The sequence below is a fragment of the Sphaerotilus mobilis genome (assembly GCF_004216565.1).
GTDB classification, from domain to species: Bacteria; Pseudomonadota; Gammaproteobacteria; order Burkholderiales; family Burkholderiaceae_C; genus Sphaerotilus; species Sphaerotilus mobilis.
In genome coordinates this window covers 388,947-409,615 of sequence record NZ_SGWV01000009.1, presented here as the reverse complement: position 1 = coordinate 409,615, position 20,669 = coordinate 388,947, and the positions used below count along the sequence as shown (strand labels likewise).

Genomic DNA, 20,669 nt, shown 5'->3' with positions numbered 1-20,669 from the left:
GCCCGCGCAAGGCTTGTCCCCAGACTTGTACACAGGGCTCGGGTCGTGCCTGACAGCGGCAGCAGGGACGGGGCTGGCTTCCTAGAATGCTCGGTTCCCCCTTGAGCAAGCAGCCTCTCATGCCTGGTTCGAATGGTTCTTCCGCTTCCGCTCCCGGCTCGCGCGCCGGCCTGATCCGCATCCGGGGCGCGCGCCAGCACAACCTCAAGAACCTGGATCTGGACATCCGCACCGGCGAGCTGACGGTGGTGACCGGCCCGAGCGGCTCCGGCAAGTCCAGCCTGGTGTTCGACACGCTCTACGCCGAGGGCCAGCGCCGCTACGTCGAGACCTTCTCGGCCTATGCCCGCCAGTTCCTCGACCGCATGGACCGCCCGGCGGTCGACGCGGTCGAAGGTGTGCCGCCGGCCATCGCCATCGACCAGACCAACCCGGTGCGCACCAGCCGCAGCACGGTCGGCACGATGACCGAGCTGAACGACCACCTCAAGCTGCTGTTCGGCCGCGCCGCCCATCTGCACGATGCCGACACCGCCCGGCCGGTGCGCGAGGACGATCCGCAGAGCATCTGGCGCGATCTGCAGGCCCGCGCGGCGGCGGCCGGCGACCCGCGCCTGGTGCTGACCTTCCCGGTCGAACTGCCCGCCGGCACGACCACCGAGGAGATCACCCAGTGGCTGTCGGCCAGCGGCTACACCCGCATCCAGGCCGAACGCGAGGTCGCGACGCCGGCGGGGCCACGCAAGCGCCTGGACGTGGTGGCCGACCGGCTGCGCATGGGCAACGCCGAGAAGGTTCGTGTGGTCGAGGCGATCGAGGCGGCGCTGAAACGTGGCGGTGGCCGCTTCAATGTCTACGTGCTCAAAAATGAGGCAGGTGCGGAAGGCGGCTCGGACCTTGTCCACAGCCCCCCTGCCGAGCCTGAGATCTGGCGTTACAGCGCGGGCCTGCATTGCCCGGAAAGCGACCGCCGCTACAGCGCGCCGCAGCCGTCGATGTTCTCGTTCAACTCGGCCTACGGCGCCTGCGAGACCTGTCGTGGCTTCGGCCGGGTGATCGGGGTGGACTTCGGCCTGGTCATCCCCGACGTGCGCAAGACCTTGCGTGGCGGTGCCATCAAGCCGCTGCAGACGCCCGCCTGGAAGGAATGCCAGGACGACCTGATCAAGTACGCCGGGGACGCTGGCGTGCCGCGCGACACGCCGTGGAACCAGCTGACGGCGGCCCAGCGCGACTGGGTCATCGAGGGTTCGCCGAACTGGAACGGCAAGTGGAACCAGCAGTGGTACGGCATCCGGCGCTTCTTCGAGTACCTCGAAAGCAAGGCCTACAAGATGCACATCCGCGTGCTCTTGTCCAAGTACCGCAGCTACACGCCCTGCGGCGACTGCGGCGGTGCGCGGCTCAAGACCGAGTCGCTGCTGTGGCGCATCGGCACGAAGGCCCAGGCCGACGCGGTGCTGTCGCCCGCGAAGCGCTTCATGCCCAAGGGTGTGGCCTGGACGCGCGAGCAGCTCGAAGCCTTGCCCGGCCTGGGCCTGCATGACCTGATGACCGTGCCGATCGAGCGCCTGCGCCGCTTCGCCGATGCACTGGCCGCCGAGCCACAGCACCTGCCGGGCGAGGGCGCCGCCGATGCCGCGATGCAGCTCGTGCTCGACGAGGTCCGCACCCGGCTGCGCTACCTCTGCGATGTCGGCCTGGGCTACCTGTCGCTGGACCGCCAGAGCCGCACGCTGTCGGGCGGCGAGGTTCAGCGCATCAACCTGACGACGGCGCTGGGCACCTCGCTGGTCAACACGCTGTTCGTGCTGGACGAGCCCAGCATCGGCCTGCACCCGCGCGACATGCACCGCATCAACCAGGCGATGCTGCGCCTGCGCGATGCCGGCAACACGCTGGTGGTGGTCGAACACGACCCGGCGGTGATGCTGGCGGCCGACCGCGTCATCGACCTCGGCCCCGGTCCCGGCACGCAGGGCGGGCGCATCGTCTTCGACGGCACGCCCGAACAGCTCAAGTCGGCCGAGACGCTGACCGGCGCCTACCTGGGTGCGCGCCGCAGCATCGGCCTGGGGCTGGCGCGGCCGGTGCTGGACAGCACGCCGCGCCTGATCCTCGAAGGCGCGCGCGAACACAACCTGCGCGACCTGACGATCGAGTTCCCGCTGCAGCGCCTGGTCTGCGTCACCGGCGTCAGCGGCTCGGGCAAGTCGACGCTGATCCAGGACGTGCTGCACCCGGCGCTGGCCCGCCACTTCGGCCAGGCGACCGAATCGCCCGGCGAACACGACCGGCTGCTCGGCGCGGACTGGCTGTCCGACGCCGTCTTCGTCGACCAGAGCCCGATCGGCAAGACCGCGCGCTCCAACCCGGCCAGCTTTGTCGGCGCCTTCGATGCCGTGCGCGAGCTGTTCGCCGCGCTGCCGGCTGCGCAGCAGCGCCACTACACCGCCGGCATGTTCAGCTTCAACGCCGGCGACGGCCGGTGTGCGACCTGCGGCGGCTCGGGCTTCGAGCATGTCGAGATGCAGTTCCTGAGCGACGTCTACCTGCGTTGCCCGGACTGCGACGGCACCCGCTACCGGGCCGAGATCCGCGAGGTCAGGCTGACCCGGGCCGGTCGCGACCTGAGCATTTCCGATGTGCTGGAACTCACCGTCGCCGATGCCGTGCGCCTGTTTGCCGACGACCGCGAGGTGGTGCGTGCGCTGCAGCCGCTGGCCGATGTGGGTCTGGACTACGTCAAGCTCGGCCAGCCGGTGCCGACGCTGTCCGGCGGCGAGGCGCAGCGCCTGAAGCTCGCCGGCTTCCTGGCCGAGGCGGCGCGCAACAGCACCGCCAGCCGCCAGAAGCTGGCCCGCAAGGGCACGCTCTTCCTGTTCGACGAGCCGACCACCGGCCTGCACTTCGACGACATCGCCAAGCTGATGCGGGCCTTCCGCAAGCTGCTGGAGGCCGGTCACAGCCTGCTGGTGATCGAGCACAACCTCGACGTCATCCGGGCCAGCGACTGGCTGATCGACCTCGGCCCCGAAGGTGGCGACGCTGGCGGCCTGCTGGTCGCCGAAGGCACCCCGGCCGACCTGCGCGCCCACGCCAGCAGCCACACCGGCCGGGCCCTGCGCGAGTACGAGGAGATGCTCGGCCACGGCGGCGTGCGCGTGGCCGAGAAGAGCGCCACCTATGCGTCGACCGAAGAGGCGCGCGACGCCCAGGCCGACGCCGAAGGCCGCCCGCTGCAGTCGCTGCTGAAGGCGCGGCGCGACCAGGCGATCCAGATCGTGAACGCCCGCGAGCACAACCTCAAGGGCGTCAGCGTCGACATCCCGCGCGGCAAGTTCAGCGTCGTCACCGGCGTGTCCGGCTCGGGCAAGAGCACGCTGGCCTTCGACATCCTGTTCAACGAGGGCCAGCGGCGCTATCTGGAGAGCCTCAACGCCTACGCCCGCAGCATCGTGCAACCGGCCGGCCGGCCCGACGTCGACGCGGTCTACGGCATCCCGCCGACCGTGGCCATCGAGCAGCGCCTGTCGCGCGGCGGGCGCAAGAGCACGGTCGCCACCACCACCGAGGTCTGGCACTTCCTGCGCCTGCTCTACGTCAAGCTGGGCGTCCAGTACTGCCCCGCCTGCAGCGACTTCCATGTCCTGCCCGACAAGGCCGGCGCGGTGCCCGACGAGTGGGTGGCCGTGCAGCCGCAGACGCCCGAATCGATCGCTGCGCAGATGCTGCGAGAGTACCGCGGCCAGCACATCGGCCTGCTGGCGCCGCTGGTCGTCAACCGCAAGGGCGTCTACACCGACCTGGCCAAGTGGGCCAAGGGCAAGGGCTACACCCATCTGCGGGTCGACGGCGAGTTCCTGCCGACCGACGGCTGGGGCGGCAAGGGTGCCAAGCTCGACCGCTACAAGGAACACACCATCGAGCTGCCGGTGGCCGACCTGGTGGTCGAACCCGAGAACGAGGCCCTGCTGCGCGCCAAGCTGGCCGAGGCGCTGGAACACGGCAAGGGCGTGCTGCACCTGCTGACGCCGCTCAAGGGCCTGAAGACGGCGATGGCGGCGGGCACCTCCGGGCGCATCGGCCGGGCCAAGGTCTTCTCGATCAAGCGTGCCTGCCCGCAATGCGGCACCAGCTACCCCGAGCTGGACCCGCGCATGTTTTCCTACAACAGCAAACACGGCTGGTGCCCCGACTGCGTCGGCACCGGCCTTACGCTGACGCGCGAGCAGCGCAAGGCGCTCGACGACAGCCTGCAGGACGACGACAACAAGGGCCGCGAGCGCACCTTCGCCGAACCCGAGATCGAGCTGGAGGAGGGCGCCGAGGCGACGCCCTGCGCGGCCTGCCACGGCGCGCGGCTCAACCCGGTGTCGCGCTCGGTGCGCTTTCGCGGCGAGTCGATCGCGGCGCTGGCCGCGCTGTCGGTCAACGACGCGGCGCGCTGGGTCACGCGCCAGAAGCTCGACGGCCGCGAGGCCGCGATCGCCCGCGATGTCGTCAGCGAGATCAAGTCACGCCTGGGCTTCCTCGACGAGGTCGGCCTGGGCTACCTGACGCTGGACCGCGCCGCGCCGACGCTCTCCGGTGGCGAGGCCCAGCGCATCCGCCTGGCCGCCCAACTCGGCAGCAACCTGCAGGGCGTCTGCTACGTGCTCGACGAGCCGACCATCGGCCTGCACCCGCGCGACAACCAGGTGCTGCTGGACGCGCTGCACAAGCTCGGCGCCTCGGGCAACACGCTGGTGGTGGTCGAACACGACGAGGACACCATCCGGCGCGCCGACCACATCATCGACATCGGCCCGGGCGCCGGCAAACGCGGCGGCCGCATCATGGCCGAGGGCACCGCCGAGCAGCTCAAGGCCAACCCCGAGTCGATCACCGGGCGCTACCTCAACGCGCCGCTCAAGCACCCGCTCAAGCCGCGTCGCACCATCGACGCCGACACGCCGGTGCTGACGCTGCGCGGCGCGAAGCTGCACAACCTGCGCAGCGTCGACGCCGAGGTCCCGCTGGCCCGGCTGGTGGCCGTCACCGGCGTGTCCGGCTCGGGCAAGAGCACGCTGGCGCGCGACGTCCTGCTGGCCAATGTGCAGGCGGCCGTGACCGCCCGTGGCACCGGCCGCAAGGCGGCCGAGGCGCCGCTGCCCAAGGTCGCCTGGACCGGCTGCGAGGCGGTCGAAGGCTGGAGCAACGTCGAGCGCGTGCTGGAGGTCGACCAGACCCCGATCGGCAAGACCCCGCGCAGCTGCCCGGCCACCTACATCGGCTTCTGGGACACCATCCGCAAGCTCTACACCGAGACGCTCGAAGCCAAGGCGCGCGGCTACGCCGCCAACCGCTTCAGCTTCAACACCGGCAATGGCCGCTGCCCGGGCTGCGAAGGGCAGGGCATGCGCACCATCGAGATGGCCTTCCTGCCCGACGTCAAGGTGCCCTGCGACCTCTGCCACGGCGCCCGCTTCAACCCCGAGACGCTGGCCGTCACCTGGCGCGGCAAGAGCATCGGCGACGTGCTGCGCATGGAGGTCGACGAGGCCGTCGAGTTCTTCGCCAGCATGCCCAGCATCGCCCACCCGCTGCGCCTGCTGCAGGACGTTGGCCTGGGCTACCTGACGCTGGGCCAGCCCTCGCCGACGCTGTCCGGCGGCGAGGCCCAGCGCATCAAGCTGGTGACCGAACTCAGCAAGGTCCGGGATGAACTGCCCTTGCCCCCCGGCCCCGCCGACGGCCCGACCCCGCGCGCCACGGTGCGCCGCGGCCCCGGCGCGCCGCACACGCTCTACGTGCTGGACGAGCCGACCGTGGGCCTGCACATGGCCGACGTCGAGAAGCTGATCCGCGTCCTGCACCGCCTGGTCGACGCCGGCCACAGCGTGGTGGTGATCGAGCACGACCTCGACGTCATCGCCGAAGCCGACTGGGTCATCGACCTCGGCCCCGAAGGCGGCACCGGCGGCGGCCAGGTCGTGATGGCCGGCTCGCCCGAACAGGTGGTGCGCAGCAGGACGCACACGGGGGTGGCGTTGAAGGCGGTGCTGGCGCGGTAGAGTCAAGACACGCTTTGATTCGGAGGAAACCCATGTCGCTCTACCGCGATCGGATCACGCTGGAACCCGGCAAACGCGGCGGCAAACCGTGCATCCGGGGCCTGCGCATCACGGTGCACGACGTGCTGGCCTGGCTGGCCAGCGGCATGTCGACCGAAGAAATCATCGAGGACTTTCCGCAACTCGCGCCCGAAGACATCCAGGCTGCATTGGCCTACGCGGCTGATCGCGAGCGTCACACCGCCTGGGTGCGCGCCGCGTGAAGCTGTTGCTGGACGAAAACCTGTCGCACCGCCTCGTGCCTGCCTTGCAGCTCGACTATCCCGGTTCGACGCAGGTGACGCTCGCTGGGCTGGGCGCTGCAGACGACCGGGCCGTCTGGCGCTACGCCGCGGAGTCCGGGTTCGTGCTCGTCACCAAGGACGACGATTTTTTGGACCTTGCGGCACACCACGGCGCACCGCCCGTCGTGATCCGGCTGGTGCTGGGCAACTGCCGCAATGAGCAAGTGCTCGCCGTCCTGCATGCCCATCGGCAAGCGATTCAGGACATGGTTGATTGCGGAGATGTCGGGGTGATCGAGCTGGGGTGAGTGCGTCCCGAAACCTGCCCCGTCCCCCACATTCAGGTGGTGTCCCAGGTGGCAGGACCGCACGGATCGGCGGTCTCAAACCAGACAATTGTCAAGATCCGAAATCGTTTGCTGCCTACGATGGGTGCAACCCGACGAGATGCCGGCCTCGGTCGGGGCTCCGACCCACCCTCCCTATTCAGGCAGAAACCACATGGCCAACACGAACTCCCGCACCATCCAGCCGCTGCGCGACCTGGAAGGCTTCATCGCCGCCGCCCTGGTCGACTCGACCAGCGGCATGATGATCGAGTCCACCAGCAACGGCAGCTTCGACATCGAGGCCGCCTCGGCCGCCAACACGCAGGTCGTGCAGGCCAAGCTCAAGGCGATGAAGGCGGTCGGCCTCGGCGACCAGTCGATCGAGGACATCCTCATCAGCCTGACCGAGCAGTACCACCTGATCCGCCCGCTGGGCATCAACCGCGAGGTCTTCCTCTACCTGTCCATCGACCGCCGCCACGGCAACCTGGCGCTGTCGCGCATGGAGATGAAGAAGCTCGACCAGTCGATCAAGAAGCTGTGACCCGGGACGGCGGGCATGGCGGCTGCGGCTGTCACGCCTGACACGTCCTGCAACCCGCTGGCGCGGCGGCTTGCGCAGACTTCATTCCGAACCGGCAGTCATGCGGGATGGAGTGAAGGTGATGAGCAGCAAGCGGATCCACAAGTTGACGATGGCCTGGGGTGTCATGGGCACCCTGAGCATGTTGGCGGCCAGCGCCGTGCTGGCGAGTCCAGCCGCGCGTGTCGGCTCAGCGCCCCGTGTCGAACGGGTCAGTCGCCCGGGCAGCGTGCCTGCCCCGGTGGTCACGCCGGTCGCAGCGCCTGTTGCCGCGCCGGCTTCCGACGCCCGGCTCGACCAGTTCGTGGCCGATGCCCGGGCGCTCTGGCCGGACCTGTCGCCCGACGTCCGGGAGATGGTGCTGGAGCTGGTCCGCAGCCGCGGCCGGCAGGCCGAACTGGCCGCCTTCAGCGGTTTGGATGCGGCGTCGACCCAGTTGGCGGACGCCCGCAAGCTGCAAGCCACGCAAGCAATCGTGACGGAATGAACACCTGAGCGGCGCTCAGGCCGCCGGCTGGACCTCGGTCGGGCTGGTGATCCAGCGCCAGCGGCCCGGCGCCAGGTCGGCCGGCAGGGTGTAGGCGCCGAAGGTGCTGCGGTGCAGGGTCTCGACCCGGTTGCTGACAGCGGCCACCATGCGCTTGACTTGGTGGTACTTGCCTTCGGTCAGCGTCAGCCGCAGCCCGTGCAAGGTGCCGTGCTGCGGATGTTCGAACGGCCCGGTCGCCTCGGCGGCGGCCGCCTTCACCGGCAGCGGATCGTCGTGCAGCACGACGCCGTGCAGCAGATCGCGGATCGCGCGCTCGTCCACCGGATGTTTGCAGCCGGCCTCGTAGACCTTGGCCAGCACATGCTTGGGCGAGGTCCAGCGGTGGATCAGGTTGCCGTCGTCGGTGAACAGCAGCAGGCCGGTGGTGTCCTCGTCCAGCCGGCCGATGGTCTGCACGTCCCGACGGCGCAGCGGCGCCGGCAGCAGGCTGTAGATGCTCGGGTGGTGCTTGGGCTTCTGCGAACACTCGTAGCCGGCGGGCTTGTTCATCACCAGCAGCGCCTTCTCCTGGTAGGTCCAGGCCTGGCCTTCGACGACAAAGCGCAGGCCGACCGGATCGACCTCGTGGAAGGGGTCGTCGACGACGACATCCCCGATGCGCACCTCGCCCGAACAGATCAGGCCTTCACAGGTGCGGCGCGGGCCGAAGCCTTGGGAGAACAGCAGTTGGGAGAGCTTCACGGCGGCGGGGCGGATGGGCGGTTGGGGAAAGGCGCGATTGTCTCCGCGCCGCCCGGCCAGCACCGCTAGGCCGTCCAGCGCCAGAGGCTGGCGGCCGCACCGTCCGCGTCACCCTGGATGACGCAGCGCCCGGCGCGCGTGGCCGTCCAGCCTTGTCCGGCGGCGACGAAGTGGTCATCCGGATCGCCGTGCAGCGTGATCCACAGGCGCCCGGCCAGCACCGTCAGCGACGCGCCGACGGCGACCTCGCGGCGATGAAGGGCCGCGTGCGCCAGCGACAGCGCAGGGCAGGCGGTGGCCGGGGTCGATGCCGGCAGGGCGACGAGGGCGGTGGTGGTATCCATGGGCCACATCGTGTGAGCCCTCTGTGCACCCCACCAGCCACAGGAACGGCTGGACCGCACCGGCATACCGGGACCGGGTGGCGCGGCTGTGTCGGCTTCCCCAAGGGCACCCGCGTCACCGACCCGGCCGGTGGCTTCATCCTGTGGGTCGAGTTGCCGGGAGGCTTGGATGCGATGGCGCTGACCCAGGCCTGCCTGGCACGCCGCATCTGCATCGCCCCGGGCACGATGTTCAGCGCCACCGACCGCTTCCGCCACTGCATCCGACTGGGCGTCGGCGGCCGACGGGACGCGGCGCAGCGATGGCGACAAGGCCGTCCTCCGCCGCGCGAAGGTTCACCCCACGAACACGTCCATCGGCACACTGAACCTTGCCGCCAGCGCCTTGATCTGCCGGAGATTCAGGCTGCGCTTGCCGGCCAGCACCTCGCTGACCACGCCCTGGGAGCCGACTTCGGGCAACTGGCCCTGGGTCAGGCCGTGGTCCTGCATCAAGCTGGCCAGGACCTGGGCGGGTGTGCTGGTGTCAGGCCACGGATGATGACGCGCCTCGAACTCGCGGATGCGGTCGCCCGCCACGCCTATCAGTCCCCAGAGCGGGTGCGCATCGTTGCCGCCGGTGGCGTCAACCATCGCATCCACCTGGGCGAGCAGGGCGAGGTAGGCGGCTTCGTCCACCAGCGGCGCGCCGACGCCCAGCGCCTCATGCAGCGCAACCCAGTGCGACGAGATGTCCTGCACGTTCATTTCCAGGCTCCTTGGTCGTACTCAGCGTGGGTCATGACAGCCTTGATCCACAGGAGTTGCGGGGCGTACGCGATGGTGGCTACCAGTCGGTACTTGTTGCCGCCGATATTGAACACGTGGCGCTCCCCGACCTTGTCGACGGTCGCAAACGTGGCGCGCAATTGGGCAAAGCTGCCGAACTCACCCCGCTCGATCAGTCGACGCCATGCCTGCAGGGGGCCGTCGGCGTCTGGATGCCGGGCCGCGAACTCGCGCAGCGTCTTGTTCGAGATGAGTTTCATCAGCCCCCTGAAGCTTATCTCAATATGAGATTGGACGGCTGTTGACCTCGCGGCCGGCAATGGATCCGGCGTCGCCGGTCGGCCATCGAGCGTGGCGGTTCAATCCTGCGCATCGACCTCAACTTGCCCCAAGCCCGACGCCGGCTTGCTCTCCCGCATCGACCCGGCCACCAGGTCGAAGCGGAACAGCCGGCATTCGATCGGGCCGTTCCACATCGGGATGCGGCGGCTTTCCTTCAGGCGCATGGCGCTGGGGAGCTTGGCGTCGGGGCTGAGGACCCAGGCGGTCCAGCCGCCGTATTGGCGCTTCCAGTGCGCCGCCAGGGAGGAGAAGAAGGTGGCGGCGTTGGTGGCGCCTTCGAAGCCTTCGCGGGCACCGGCGTCGTCGCGCTGGCCGGGGCGTTCCCAGGCTTCGGCCGACTGCCAGCGGTCGTTCTCGCGCGACGGGCGGCCGCCCGAGCCGCTGCCCTTGGCCTCGATCCGCTCGCCATAGGGCGGGTTCATGATCAGCACGCCGCGCGGGCCCGGGGCGGGGCGTTGCAGGGCGTCGGCGGTCTTGAACTGGATGGCGGACATGACCCCGGCGCGTTCGGCATTGCGGGTCGCGAAGTCGGTCATGCGAAAGGAGACGTCGCCGGCATGGATCGCCACGGCGGGCGCGTGGCGGGCTTCGCGGGCTTCGGTCTTCATCTGCTGCCAGGCGACGGCCTCGGCGCGGAAGGGGGCCAGCTTCTCGAAGGCGAAGCTGCGTTGCAGGCCGGGCGCGATGCCGCAGGCGATCTGGGCGGCCTCGATGGCGATGGTGCCGGCGCCGCAGCAGGGGTCGAGCAGGTCGCCGTCTTCCTCGCGGCCATGCCAGCCGGCGGCGGCCAGCATCGCCGCGGCGAGGGTTTCCTTCAGCGGGGCCTCGCCCTTGGCCTCGCGCCAGCCGCGCTTGAACAGGGCCTCGCCGCTCAGGTCGATGCTGAGCGCGGCGTGGTCTTCGTGCAGGTGCAGGACCAGGCTGAGATCGGGGTGGCGCGGGTCGACGTCCGGACGCGCGCCGTGGCTGGCGCGCAGCGCGTCGCAGACGGCGTCCTTGATGCGCAGCGAGGCGAAGTGCAGGCTCTGCAGCGGCGAGCGGATCGCCGTGGTGTCGACCCGGATCGAGTTCTTCGGCGTGATCCAGTCGCCCCAGCGCACGCCCATGGCTAGCGCGTAGAGGTCCTGCTCGTCGCGGTAGGGGCCGGCGGCGATCTGCCACAAGACGCGCTGGGCCAGCCGGCTGTGCAGGTGCAGCCGCATGGCGGTCGCGGAGCTGCCCAGCAGGCCGACGCCGCCGCGTCCGGCGTTGATCGTCTCGAGCGCACGCGGCGCGACGGGGGCCAGGATGGCGCGAACTTCGTCGGCCAGGAGGGCCTCGACGCCATTGGCGCAAGGCAGGAAGAGGGGTGTCGGATTCACCGCCGGATTGTCGCCGTGAACCAGGCCGCGAGGCTCGCTCGGTATGCTGGCGCGATGGATGCCCCGATCACCGAACCGACCATTCTGCTGACCGGCCGCTGGGATCGCGACGAGCGCGACGACTGGCACCGCGCGCTCGCCGCTCGTCTGCCCGAGGCGCGCTGGGTGCTGGACGCACCGGCGACGCCCGACGAAGCCGGCCGCATCGACATTGCCATCGTCGCCAACCCGGCACCGGCGGTGCTGCGCGGCCTCCCGAAGCTGCGTCTGGTGCAGTCGCTCTGGGCGGGGGTGGAGAAGCTCTTGGCCGATGACAGCGTGCCGGCGGACTTGCCGATCGCCCGCATGGTCGACCCGGCCATGAACGCCGCCATGGCCGAGACCGCGCTGTGGGCCGTGCTGATGCTGCATCGCGGCTTCCACCGCTATGCCCGCGCGCAGCAGGAGGGCCGCTGGGCGCCGCACCCGCAGCGCCGCGCCGACGAGGTCCGCGTGGCCGTGCTGGGCCTGGGCCAGATGGGCCGCACGGCGGCGCTGCGGCTGAAGGCGCAGGGCTACGACGTGACCGGCTGGGCCGCCCAGCCGCGCACGTCGGGGGTCGATCCGGACGGGCTTGCCAAGGTGACTGGACCGGACGCCTTGTGGCCGCTGCTCGCGCGCAGCGAGGTCGTCGTCAACCTGCTGCCGCTGACGCCGGCCACGCGCGGACTGATCGATGCGCGCTTCCTGGCCGCCTTGCCGCGAGGCGCTGCGCTGGTCAACCTGGCGCGCGGCGCCCATGTGGTCGAGGCCGAGCTGCTGGCGGCGCTGGCGTCCGGCCAGATCGGCCATGCGGTGCTGGACGTCTACACGACCGAGCCGCTGCCGGCCGGTCATGCCTTCTGGACGCATCCGGCGGTGACGATGCTGCCGCACGCCGCCGCGATGACCGACCTGCGCAGCGCGGCCGACGTCGCCGTGGCCAATGTGCGTGCGGCCTTGACCGGCGGCACGGTGCGGCACCGGGTCGACCGGCGACGGGGCTATTGACAGCTTGTGACAGGCCGTTCGGGCAGCGGCGACAGAATCGCGCCGCGCGACCGGGTCGATGTCTGCCCGGCGCTTGCTACAGGAGTTTCTCGATGAACCACGTCCAAACGACCCGCACGCCCCGTTCGAACTTCCGCCCGATCGCCGTTGCCGCCTTGACGGGCTGTGCCTTGCTGCTGGGCGCCTGCGCCAACATGAGCGAAACCCAGAAGGGCACGGCCGCTGGTGCGGCCATCGGGGCGGTCGGCGGCGCGCTGATCGCCAAGGGCACCGGCGGCAAGGCCGGCACGGGCGCAGTGGTCGGTGGCGCCGTGGGGGCGGTGGCCGGCAACCTGTGGTCCAAGCGCATGGAAGACAAGCGCCAGGCCATGGAAGCCGCCACGCGCGGCACTGGCATCGACGTTGCCCGCACGACCGACAACCAGCTCAAGGTCAACATCCCGGCCGACTTCAGCTTCGACGTCGGCCGCGCCGCGATCAAGCCGGTGATGGTCCCGGTGCTCGACAAGCTGGCCCAGGGCCTGGACGCCGACATGCAGATGCACGTCATCGGCCACACCGACGACACCGGCAGCGAGGCGGTCAACAACCCCTTGTCGCTGGACCGCGCCGAAGCCGTGCGCGACTACCTGTCCCGCCACGGCGTCCCGGCCAGCCGCGTCCAGGTCGAAGGCCGTGGCGAACGTGAGCCGGTGGCGACCAACACCACGCCGGCCGGCCGAGCGATGAATCGGCGGGTGGAGATCTACCTGCGGGAGCCGCAGAAAGGCTGATCTCTGCCCCCGGTCACGCGGGAGCCATCGCACCAACCCGGTAGGTCGGACACCCGTGTCCGACGGGTTGTTGCCGGGTGCGCCAGCCCGAAACCTGGCCTGGCGCGCCTGCCGGGCCGAGCGCCGGGCCGCCCCAAGCCGGCCCGGCATCCCCCTGGGGGATCGGCCAGCGTACCCGCTGGCCGAGGGGCGCCATGTCACATCTTCTTGGCTGCCCAGAAGATGTAGTCCGCCTGGTACTTGACGACCTCCTTCTTGCCGACAGCGCCCGCATCGCAGGCCATCGCCGGGGCGACGCCGCCCATCGTGGCAACACGCTGGATGTGGCTGATGCCTTGCATCGCGCCCATGCCCATGGCCGGGTTGGCCTGGACCAGTTGCAGCGGGATGTTGCCGGTGCCGGCCGGGGCGACCGCGAGCTGCTTGCCGGTGATGGCCGAGCCGTCGTTGGCCTTCCAGGTGGCGGGCGGGCCGAAGTAGCTGCCAATGGCCTTGCCGCTGCGGTCCTTGAGCACGGCCATCGGGCCGACGAAGACCCACTCGTGGCCGCTCATGTCGGCCTTGGCCTTGCATTCGTAGGTGATGTCGCCAGCGCCGACCGTCTCCAGCACGACCTGGTGGCCGGCGGGAACCTGCACGGCGGCGGGCAGGGCGGCCTGGTCGAAGGGCTTCATCGCCATCTTGTCGGCCATCGGCTTCATCGAGCCGCAGGCGCCCAGCAGCAGCGTGGCGGTGGTGGCGGCGATCAGGGTGAGCGTGCGTTGCATGGTGTGCGTTCCGGGTGAGGTTGAAGGGCTGAGCGGCCGACGTCGGCCGCTCACCTCACCCTTTACGCAGGACGCAGCGGATCGGATGCAGCGATCGGCGCGACCTCGCTCCAGTTCCAGCCCAGCAGCTCCGCCAGGCGCTGCAGCACCCAGCCGGCTTCGGTGGCGTCCATCTGGCTGGACGGATCGGCCAGGCCGGCGCCGATGCGGGCGATCACCTGGTCCTGTGCCACGCCCAGGTCGTGGTGGACCTGCTGGGCGCGGTCGACCAGCATCTGCGCCATGTCCTCGCACCACTCGTAACGCTGGCGCAGGTCCAGCCGGGAGATGCGCAGTCGCCCGCGCGGATCGGCGTGCAGGGCGATGAAGGAGGCCGGGATCTCGATCTGGTCGTCGTCGCTCATGAGGTGGCAGGCACCGTGTCGCGCCGTCCCAGCGTGCCCCAGGTCAGCAGGGCGGCCATGACCGCGCAGCCGGCAATGCCGCAGACCATCGGCCAGGCGGTGCCGTCGACGAAGACCGACACCGCGCCCATCACGGCCGCGCCGATCACGAACTGGATCGTGCCCTGCAGGGCCGATGCGGTCCCGGCGACCGCGCCGTGGTCTTCCAGCGCCAGCACCGCCGTGGTCGGCACCACCAGGCCGAGGCAGCCCAGGCTCAGGAAGACCAGCACCAGCATCAGCGGCAGCGAGCCAAAGCCGGCCGCGAAGCTCAGCCACAGCAGCAGCGCCATGCTGGCGTAGCCGATCACGCCGATCCGCACGACGGCCGGCAGGCCGTGGCGCTCGACCAGTCGACCGTTGAACTGCGCCAGGCCGATGAAGGCCGCCGCGTTGATCGAGAAGCAGAAGCTGTACTGCGTCGGGCTCAGGCCGTAGTGCTCGATCAGCACATAGGGCGAACTGCCCAGGTAGGCGAAGAAGCCCGACATGCCAAAGGCGCCGATCAGCGTCAGGCCCAGGAAATGGCGGTCGCGCAGCAGCATCAGATAGGCCGGCAGGACGCCGCTCAGGCGGGTGCCGACACGGGCGGCGGGCGGGCGGCTTTCTTCCAGCCACATCGCCATCATCACGATGGCGGCCAGCGCGAACAGCGTGACGATCCAGAAGATGCCGCGCCAGCCGACCACCGCGATCGTCAGGCTGCCGGCCAGCGGCGCCAGGATGGGCGAGACGCTGAAGACCAGCATCAGCAGCGAGCTCAGCCGGGTCGCCTCGACGCCGGTGTGCAGGTCGCGCACGATGGCGCGCGGCACGACGGCACCGGCGCAGGCGCCCAGGCCTTCGAGGAAGCGGAAGGCGATCAGCGTCTGCACGTCGGTGGCCAGCGCGCAGCCGATGCTGCCGATGATGAACAGCGCCAGGCCGAAGTACAGCGGCGGCTTGCGGCCGTAGCGGTCCGACATCGGGCCGTAGATCAGCTGGCACACGCCCATGGCCAGGAAGAAGACGGTCAGGCTGTTCTGCACCGCATGAGGCTCGGCCTGCAGCGCCCGGCCGATCTCCGGCAGCGCCGGCAGGTACATGTCGATCGCGAAGGGGCCGATGGCCGACAGCAGCCCCAGGATCAGGGCGTGGTGGAACAGGGAGCGGTTCATCGGCAGCGGTTTCTTTCGGGCAAGGGCGGGATGCTATCGGCTCGGGCGTCCTCGCCGACCCGCGCGGCCTTCCGCCCAGGCGCCAGCGGCTTGCGCCCGGTCAAGGCCGGCGCGGCGCACGGGGCAGAACATGGCCTTGACGCCCGGGGCACGCCAACCACCGGCAGCCCGCCGACCCGGCCCCGGACGCGATGCTGATGCAGGAGATTCTTCGATGACGATGTTCCATGCCGTGGTTCTGATCGATCACCACCAGGCCCAGGTGCTGCAGTTCGACGCCGAGCATGTGCAGGCCGAGAAGATCAAGGCCCGCACCCACCACACCAAGCAGCACGGCAGCGCGGTGCGCACCGAGCATGAGTTCTACGCGGTCGTCTGCGACGCCTTGACCGGCATCGCCGAGGTGCTGGTGACGGGCTCGCACACCGCGCTGGCGGACTTCCGCCACTACGTCGACAAGCACCGCCCGGCGCTGTCGCCGCAGGTGGTGGGCTACGAGGCGGTCGACCATCCGAGCGATCGGCAACTGGTCGCGCTGGCCCGCCAGTATTTCCTGAAGCACGACCGGATGGCCGGCACGCCCGTCCCGACCTGAAGGCCTGTGCCCGGCGATGCCGGCGGGCCGGGCCGGGACAGAATCCCGCCGATGACCGCACCGATCGCCCTGACCTTGCTGGACTTCGAGACCAGCGACGACGGCGAAGGCCACCTGACGCTCGACGTCATGGCCTCCGTCCGCCCGGACCACCTGCCCACCTTGCATGCCGAGGTGGTGTCGGTGCTGGCCTGGCTGCATCGCCATGCCCCCGACGGCCCCGGCCCGCTCGACGAAGGCTCGTCCTGGGATGCCGACCTGCGCGCCAGCACCGAACGCAGCACCCGCGAGCGACTGCGCTACGAGCCGTCCACCCGCCGCCTGATCGCCGAAGCCGTCAACGGCGGCGAGACCGTGCGCCACACCGTCACGCTGTCGATCGCCGCGACCGAGGCGGTCGGACAGGCGCTGGCGGAGGCTTTCTCGTGGGGCGGGGAGGGGTGAGGTTCAGCCCAACTCGGCGCACAAGCTCGCCAGCGGGATCACCTCGACGCCGCGCGCCAGCGGGTAACGCTCCGTGCCGGGGTAGACCACCAGCCGGCGCTGTGGCTGCAGGTCGTCGCAGGCGGCATGGAAGCCGCGCCTCACCTTCGGACTCAGGCTGCGCTTGACCTCGATGCCCAGCAGCGCATGCACCAGGCCGCTGTCGCGCACGTAGACCTTGGGCGACTTGACCAGGCGCTTGCCCAGGTTGGCGTGCCAGGGCGGCAGGCGGCGCAGCAGCAGCAGGTTTTCCAGCAGGTTGATGTAGCCCTGCACCGTCTTGACGTCGACGCCCAGGTTGCGGGCGAACTGCGACATGTTGAGCAAGCCGCCCTGGTGGTGCGCCAGCATGGTCCAGAAGCGCTGAAGCATGGCCGCAGCGATGCGCGGGCCGAACTGCGGGATGTCGCGTTCCAGGTAGGTGCGGATGAAGTTCTGCCGCCAGCGCAGGCTCAGCGCGTCGCTGTCGGCCTCCAGGCTGTCGGGAAACCCGCCGCGCAGCCAGAGCCGGTCGGGTGGCACCGAGCCGGTCTCGCGCACGGTCAGCGGTGCCAGTTCCAGGTAGGCGATGCGCCCGGCCAGGGTCTCGCCGGACTGGGCCAGCAGGTCCAGCGATGCCGAACCCAGCAGCAAGCAGAGGCCCTGCCGACGGCCGTCGGCAGGGCCTGGCCGATCAGCCCGCGCAGCAGCGGGAACAAGGCCGGCACGCGGTGCACCTCGTCGAGGATCACCAGCTTGTCCAGGTGGCCGGACAGGGAGAGCTCGGCCTCGCCCAGGCGGGCCCGGTCGCGCTCGGATTCGAGGTCCAAGTAGAGGCTGGACGGCCCGGGCTGGGCGCGCGCCAGCTCATCGGCCAAGACAAGGGCCAGCGTCGTCTTTCCCGTCTGACGCGGCCCGAGCAGCGCCACGGCCGGCTTGTGCGCCAGCTCGTCGCGCAGGTCGAGGAGCCGGGCTCGATCAAACATCCTTGCAATTCCGGAGTCTGACCCCCTGATTTGCAAGGATAAAGAGCGACCTCAGGCCCTTCCGCGGCCTCAGCCCGCCTTGACCTTCAGCCGCCACGCGTGCAGCAGCGGCTCGGTGTAGCCGCTGGGCTGTTCCTTGCCCTTGAAGACCAGGTCCAGCGCGGCCTGGAAGGCGGCGCCGTCCGGGTGGGCGACGAGGCTCTTGTAGGACGGGTCGCCGGCGTTTTGCTGGTCGACCTTGGCGGCCATGCGGGCGAAGGTCTCGCGCACCTGGGCTTCGGTGACGACGCCGTGGTGCAGCCAGTTGCAGATGTGCTGGCTGCTGATGCGCAGCGTGGCGCGGTCTTCCATCAGGCCGATGTCGTTGATGTCGGGCACCTTCGAGCAGCCCACGCCCTGGTCGACCCAGCGCACCACGTAGCCGAGGATGCCCTGCACGTTGTTGTCGATCTCCTGCTGGCGCTCGGTGGCGCTCCAGTTGGCCTGGGCGACGACCGGGATGGTCAGCAGGTCGGTCAGCAGCTTCTCGGTCAGGGCCGCGTCGCGGGCGTCGCCGCTGGCCTCGATCTGCTGCTGGACGGCCGCCACGCTGACCTGGTGGTAGTGCAGGGCGTGCAGCGTCGCGGCGGTCGGGCTCGGGACCCAGGCGGTGTTGGCACCGGCCTTGGGGTGGCCGATCTTCTGGTCGAGCATGGCGGCCATCAGGTCGGGCATGGCCCACATGCCCTTGCCGATCTGGGCCCGGCCGCGCAGGCCGCAGGCGAGGCCGATCAGCACGTTGCGGCGCTCGTAGGCGGCGATCCAGGCGCTGCTCTTGATGTCGCCCTTGCGCAGCATCGGGCCGGCCAGCATGGCGGTGTGCATCTCGTCGCCGGTGCGGTCCAGGAAGCCGGTGTTGATGAAGGCGACCCGCGACGAGGCCGCCGCGATGCAGGCCTTGAGGTTGACGCTGGTGCGGCGCTCCTCGTCCATGATGCCCAGCTTGACGGTGCTGTCGGGCAGGCCGAGCAGCTGCTCGACGCGGCCGAACAGCTCGGCGGCAAAGCCCACTTCGGCCGGGCCGTGCATCTTGGGCTTGACGATGTAGACGCTGCCGGTGCGCGAGTTGCGCAGGCCGCCCTGGCCACGGCCCTGCAGGTCATGCAGCGCGATGGTGGTGGTGACGACGGCGTCCAGGATGCCTTCGGGGATCTCCCGATCGTCGGCGCCCCACAGGATCGCCGGGTTGGTCATCAGGTGGCCGACGTTGCGCACGAACATGAGCGAGCGGCCGTGCAGGCGGACCTCGCCGCTGCCCGACGGCGCGGTGTAGAGGCGGTCGGCGTTGAGGCGGCGCACAAAGGTCTTGCCGCCCTTGCTGACCTGTTCGGTCAGCGTGCCCAGCTGGATGCCCAGCCAGTTGCGGTAGGCCAGCACCTTGTCCTCGGCGTCGACGGCGGCGACCGAGTCTTCCAGGTCCAGGATGGTCGACAGCGCCGACTCGACGACGATGTCGCTGATGCCAGCGGCGTCGCTGGCGCCGATGGTCGTGCTGCGGTCGATCTGCACGTCCAGGTGCAGGCCGTTGTGGCGGATGAGCACCGAACGCGGCGCGGCTGCGTCGCCGGTGTAGCCGACGAAGGCGGCACCGTCCTGCAGGCCGGTCGTGGCGCCGCCCTGCAGCGTCACCACCAGCGCGCCGCCGGCCACCGCGTAGCCGGTCGCATCCGCGTGGCTGCCGGTTGCCAGCGGGGCGGCCTGGTCCAGCACCCGGCGGGCGTAGGCGATGACCTTCGCGCCGCGCACCGGGTTGTAGCCGCCGGCCCGCTCGGCGCCGTCGCTCTCCGGGATGGCGTCCGTGCCGTAGAGCGCGTCATAGAGCGAACCCCAACGGGCATTGGCCGCGTTCAGGGCGTAGCGGGCATTCAGGATGGGCACGACCAGCTGCGGGCCGGCCTGGGTCGCCAGCTCGGCATCGACGTTGGCGGTGGTGGTCTGCACCGTCTCGGGCACCGGCACCAGGTAGCCGATCTCGCTCAGGAAGGCGCGGTAGGCGGCCATGTCGGCGATCGGGCCGGGATGGGCGCGGTGCCAGCCGTCCATCGCCGTCTGGAGGCGGTCACGCTCGGCCAGCAGCGCGGCGTTGCGCGGTGCCAGGTCGCGGACGATGGCGTCAAAGCCGGCCCAGAAGCTGGCGCTGGCGACGCCGGTGCCGGGCAGCACCTCGTCTTCGATGAAGCGGAACAGCTCGGTGGCGACCTTCAGGCCGTGGACGGTGGTGCGTGCGGTCATGGGGATGTCCTTCGGGGGAGGTTGGCGGTCTTGTGGTCGGGGACGGGATGCCGATGTGCAGGGAGGCCCAGCGGCAGGGCAGCAGAGAGGCAGAAAGGCAGGAATCAGGCCGGCTCGTCGAAGAAGCCCAGCACGTCGGCCAGGCTGTGGCCGATGCGGCTGGGCTCGGTGCCCAGCGGGTCCAGCGGCAGGCCGGCGCGGTTGACCCACAGGGTCGTGTAGCCGTACCAGGTCGCGCCGATGGCGTCCCAGCCGTTGCTGGAGACGAACAGGATGTCGCGCGCCGGCAGGCCCAGCGCCTGCGGGCCCAGGGCGTAGGCGCGGGCGTCGGTCTTGAAGGCGCGCACCGGCTCGACGCTCAGGAGCGGGTCGATCAGGTTGTCCAGCCCGGCGCTGCGCACCGCGATGCCCAGCATGGCCGGGTCGCCGTTGCTCAGGATGCCGGTGCGGATGCCGCGGGCGTGCAGCGCCTGCAGCACCTCGCGCACCTCGGGGAAGGCGCTCAGGTGGCGGTACTGGTTCATCAGCCGGTCCTCGGCCTCGGCGCTCATCGCCAGGCCCAGGCGCTGGCCCGCGAACTGCAAAGCCGCGCGGGTGACGTCCCAGAACGGCCGGTAGCGGCTGCCGTCCGGTGCGCTCATGGTGATGAGGCGGGTGTATTCGATCTGCTTGTCGCGCCAGAGCAGCGCCAGCGCCTCGCCGCGCTGCGGGAACAGCTGCTCGGCCAGCAGGCCGACGCTGTAGACGTCGAACAGGGTGCCGTAGGCATCGAACAGGACAGCGCGGACCATGGTGCAGTGCGGCAATCGCAGGTGGGTGGATCGGGAGACAGCGTGAGTCGTCACTTTATTCCATACTTTGATCTGCATTACGCACGCCAAAGTTCTT

General features: G+C 70.2%; 21 protein-coding genes. 9 read left to right on the top strand and 12 right to left on the bottom strand.

What is annotated here, in order from left to right:
• Positions 1–119 precede the first annotated feature (119 nt).
• From uvrA to EV685_RS11085, 5 genes are all read left to right on the top strand, one after another.
• On the top strand, positions 120–6,056 hold the full coding sequence (gene uvrA, locus EV685_RS11105) for an excinuclease ABC subunit UvrA (RefSeq protein ID WP_130482075.1): 5,937 nt from the start codon (positions 120–122) through the stop codon (positions 6,054–6,056).
• Positions 6,057–6,088: 32 nt separating this feature from the next.
• Complete coding sequence (locus tag EV685_RS11100) at positions 6,089–6,319, top strand: DUF433 domain-containing protein (protein WP_130482074.1); 231 nt, start codon at positions 6,089–6,091, stop codon at positions 6,317–6,319.
• Positions 6,316–6,648 (top strand): DUF5615 family PIN-like protein, encoded by a 333-nt coding sequence (locus EV685_RS11095; protein ID WP_130482073.1) that lies wholly within the window; start codon positions 6,316–6,318, stop codon positions 6,646–6,648. The genes EV685_RS11100 and EV685_RS11095 overlap by 4 nt, the downstream gene beginning before the upstream one ends.
• Positions 6,649–6,841: 193 nt before the next feature.
• Positions 6,842–7,213: a hypothetical protein gene (locus EV685_RS11090; protein WP_130482072.1), complete on the top strand. Its 372-nt coding sequence runs from the start codon at positions 6,842–6,844 to the stop codon at positions 7,211–7,213.
• A 121-nt stretch (positions 7,214–7,334) separates the two neighbouring features.
• Positions 7,335–7,739, top strand: coding sequence for a hypothetical protein (locus tag EV685_RS11085; RefSeq protein ID WP_130482071.1), 405 nt, complete (start codon positions 7,335–7,337; stop codon positions 7,737–7,739).
• A gap of 15 nt (positions 7,740–7,754) precedes the next feature.
• Here the strand turns inward: EV685_RS11085 and EV685_RS11080 are convergent, their stop codons facing one another.
• From EV685_RS11080 to EV685_RS11055, 5 genes are all read right to left on the bottom strand, one after another.
• Entirely contained in the window at positions 7,755–8,483 is a 729-nt protein-coding gene (locus EV685_RS11080; RefSeq protein ID WP_130482070.1) for a pseudouridine synthase, read from the bottom strand.
• A gap of 65 nt (positions 8,484–8,548) precedes the next feature.
• On the bottom strand, positions 8,549–8,827 hold the full coding sequence (locus tag EV685_RS11075) for a DUF2917 domain-containing protein (RefSeq protein ID WP_165396773.1): 279 nt from the start codon (positions 8,825–8,827) through the stop codon (positions 8,549–8,551).
• A gap of 336 nt (positions 8,828–9,163) precedes the next feature.
• Positions 9,164–9,574: a helix-turn-helix domain-containing protein gene (locus EV685_RS11065; RefSeq protein WP_130482068.1), complete on the bottom strand. Its 411-nt coding sequence runs from the start codon at positions 9,572–9,574 to the stop codon at positions 9,164–9,166.
• On the bottom strand, positions 9,571–9,855 hold the full coding sequence (locus EV685_RS11060) for a type II toxin-antitoxin system HigB family toxin (RefSeq protein ID WP_130482067.1): 285 nt from the start codon (positions 9,853–9,855) through the stop codon (positions 9,571–9,573). The genes EV685_RS11065 and EV685_RS11060 overlap by 4 nt, the downstream gene beginning before the upstream one ends.
• A gap of 99 nt (positions 9,856–9,954) precedes the next feature.
• Positions 9,955–11,298, bottom strand: coding sequence for a THUMP domain-containing class I SAM-dependent RNA methyltransferase (locus EV685_RS11055; RefSeq protein WP_130482066.1), 1,344 nt, complete (start codon positions 11,296–11,298; stop codon positions 9,955–9,957).
• Positions 11,299–11,352: 54 nt separating this feature from the next.
• Here EV685_RS11055 and EV685_RS11050 point away from each other — a divergent pair, with 54 nt between their 5' ends.
• Positions 11,353–12,327, top strand: a complete 975-nt coding sequence (locus EV685_RS11050) for a 2-hydroxyacid dehydrogenase (protein ID WP_130482065.1) — start codon at positions 11,353–11,355, stop codon at positions 12,325–12,327.
• Positions 12,328–12,419: 92 nt separating this feature from the next.
• Entirely contained in the window at positions 12,420–13,100 is a 681-nt protein-coding gene (locus EV685_RS11045) for a YiaD family glycine zipper/OmpA-like lipoprotein (protein WP_130482064.1), read from the top strand.
• Positions 13,101–13,297: 197 nt separating this feature from the next.
• On the opposite strand, the gene EV685_RS11035 is transcribed toward EV685_RS11045, so the two are convergent.
• From EV685_RS11035 to EV685_RS11025, 3 genes are all read right to left on the bottom strand, one after another.
• Positions 13,298–13,867, bottom strand: coding sequence for a DUF3455 domain-containing protein (locus EV685_RS11035; RefSeq protein WP_130482062.1), 570 nt, complete (start codon positions 13,865–13,867; stop codon positions 13,298–13,300).
• Between the two features lie 62 nt (positions 13,868–13,929).
• Positions 13,930–14,271 carry a hypothetical protein gene (locus tag EV685_RS11030; protein ID WP_130482061.1) on the bottom strand — a complete coding sequence of 114 codons (342 nt, stop codon included), beginning with the start codon at positions 14,269–14,271 and terminating at the stop codon, positions 13,930–13,932.
• Positions 14,268–15,467: a Bcr/CflA family multidrug efflux MFS transporter gene (locus EV685_RS11025; RefSeq protein WP_130482060.1), complete on the bottom strand. Its 1,200-nt coding sequence runs from the start codon at positions 15,465–15,467 to the stop codon at positions 14,268–14,270. Before EV685_RS11025 ends, EV685_RS11030 begins: the two co-directional genes overlap by 4 nt.
• 214 nt (positions 15,468–15,681) lie before the next feature.
• Between EV685_RS11025 and EV685_RS11020 the strand changes: the two genes are divergently transcribed.
• Together EV685_RS11020 and EV685_RS11015 are read left to right on the top strand one after the other, a co-directional pair.
• Entirely contained in the window at positions 15,682–16,062 is a 381-nt protein-coding gene (locus tag EV685_RS11020; RefSeq protein WP_130482059.1) for a hypothetical protein, read from the top strand.
• Positions 16,063–16,113: 51 nt separating this feature from the next.
• Complete coding sequence (locus EV685_RS11015; RefSeq protein ID WP_130482058.1) at positions 16,114–16,506, top strand: hypothetical protein; 393 nt, start codon at positions 16,114–16,116, stop codon at positions 16,504–16,506.
• Between the two features lie 3 nt (positions 16,507–16,509).
• Here the strand turns inward: EV685_RS11015 and EV685_RS11010 are convergent, their stop codons facing one another.
• The 4 genes from EV685_RS11010 to EV685_RS11000 all read right to left on the bottom strand — a co-directional run bounded on the left by EV685_RS11010 (position 16,510) and on the right by EV685_RS11000 (position 20,572).
• Positions 16,510–17,178, bottom strand: coding sequence for an ATP-binding protein (locus EV685_RS11010; RefSeq protein ID WP_242615537.1), 669 nt, complete (start codon positions 17,176–17,178; stop codon positions 16,510–16,512).
• Entirely contained in the window at positions 17,088–17,510 is a 423-nt protein-coding gene (locus EV685_RS20990) for an AAA family ATPase (protein ID WP_242615536.1), read from the bottom strand. Before EV685_RS20990 ends, EV685_RS11010 begins: the two co-directional genes overlap by 91 nt.
• A 69-nt stretch (positions 17,511–17,579) precedes the next feature.
• A complete protein-coding gene (locus tag EV685_RS11005; RefSeq protein WP_130482057.1) occupies positions 17,580–19,781 on the bottom strand; it encodes a malate synthase G in 2,202 nt (733 codons plus the stop codon).
• A gap of 104 nt (positions 19,782–19,885) precedes the next feature.
• Positions 19,886–20,572: a haloacid dehalogenase type II gene (locus EV685_RS11000; protein WP_130482056.1), complete on the bottom strand. Its 687-nt coding sequence runs from the start codon at positions 20,570–20,572 to the stop codon at positions 19,886–19,888.
• Positions 20,573–20,669 lie beyond the last annotated feature (97 nt).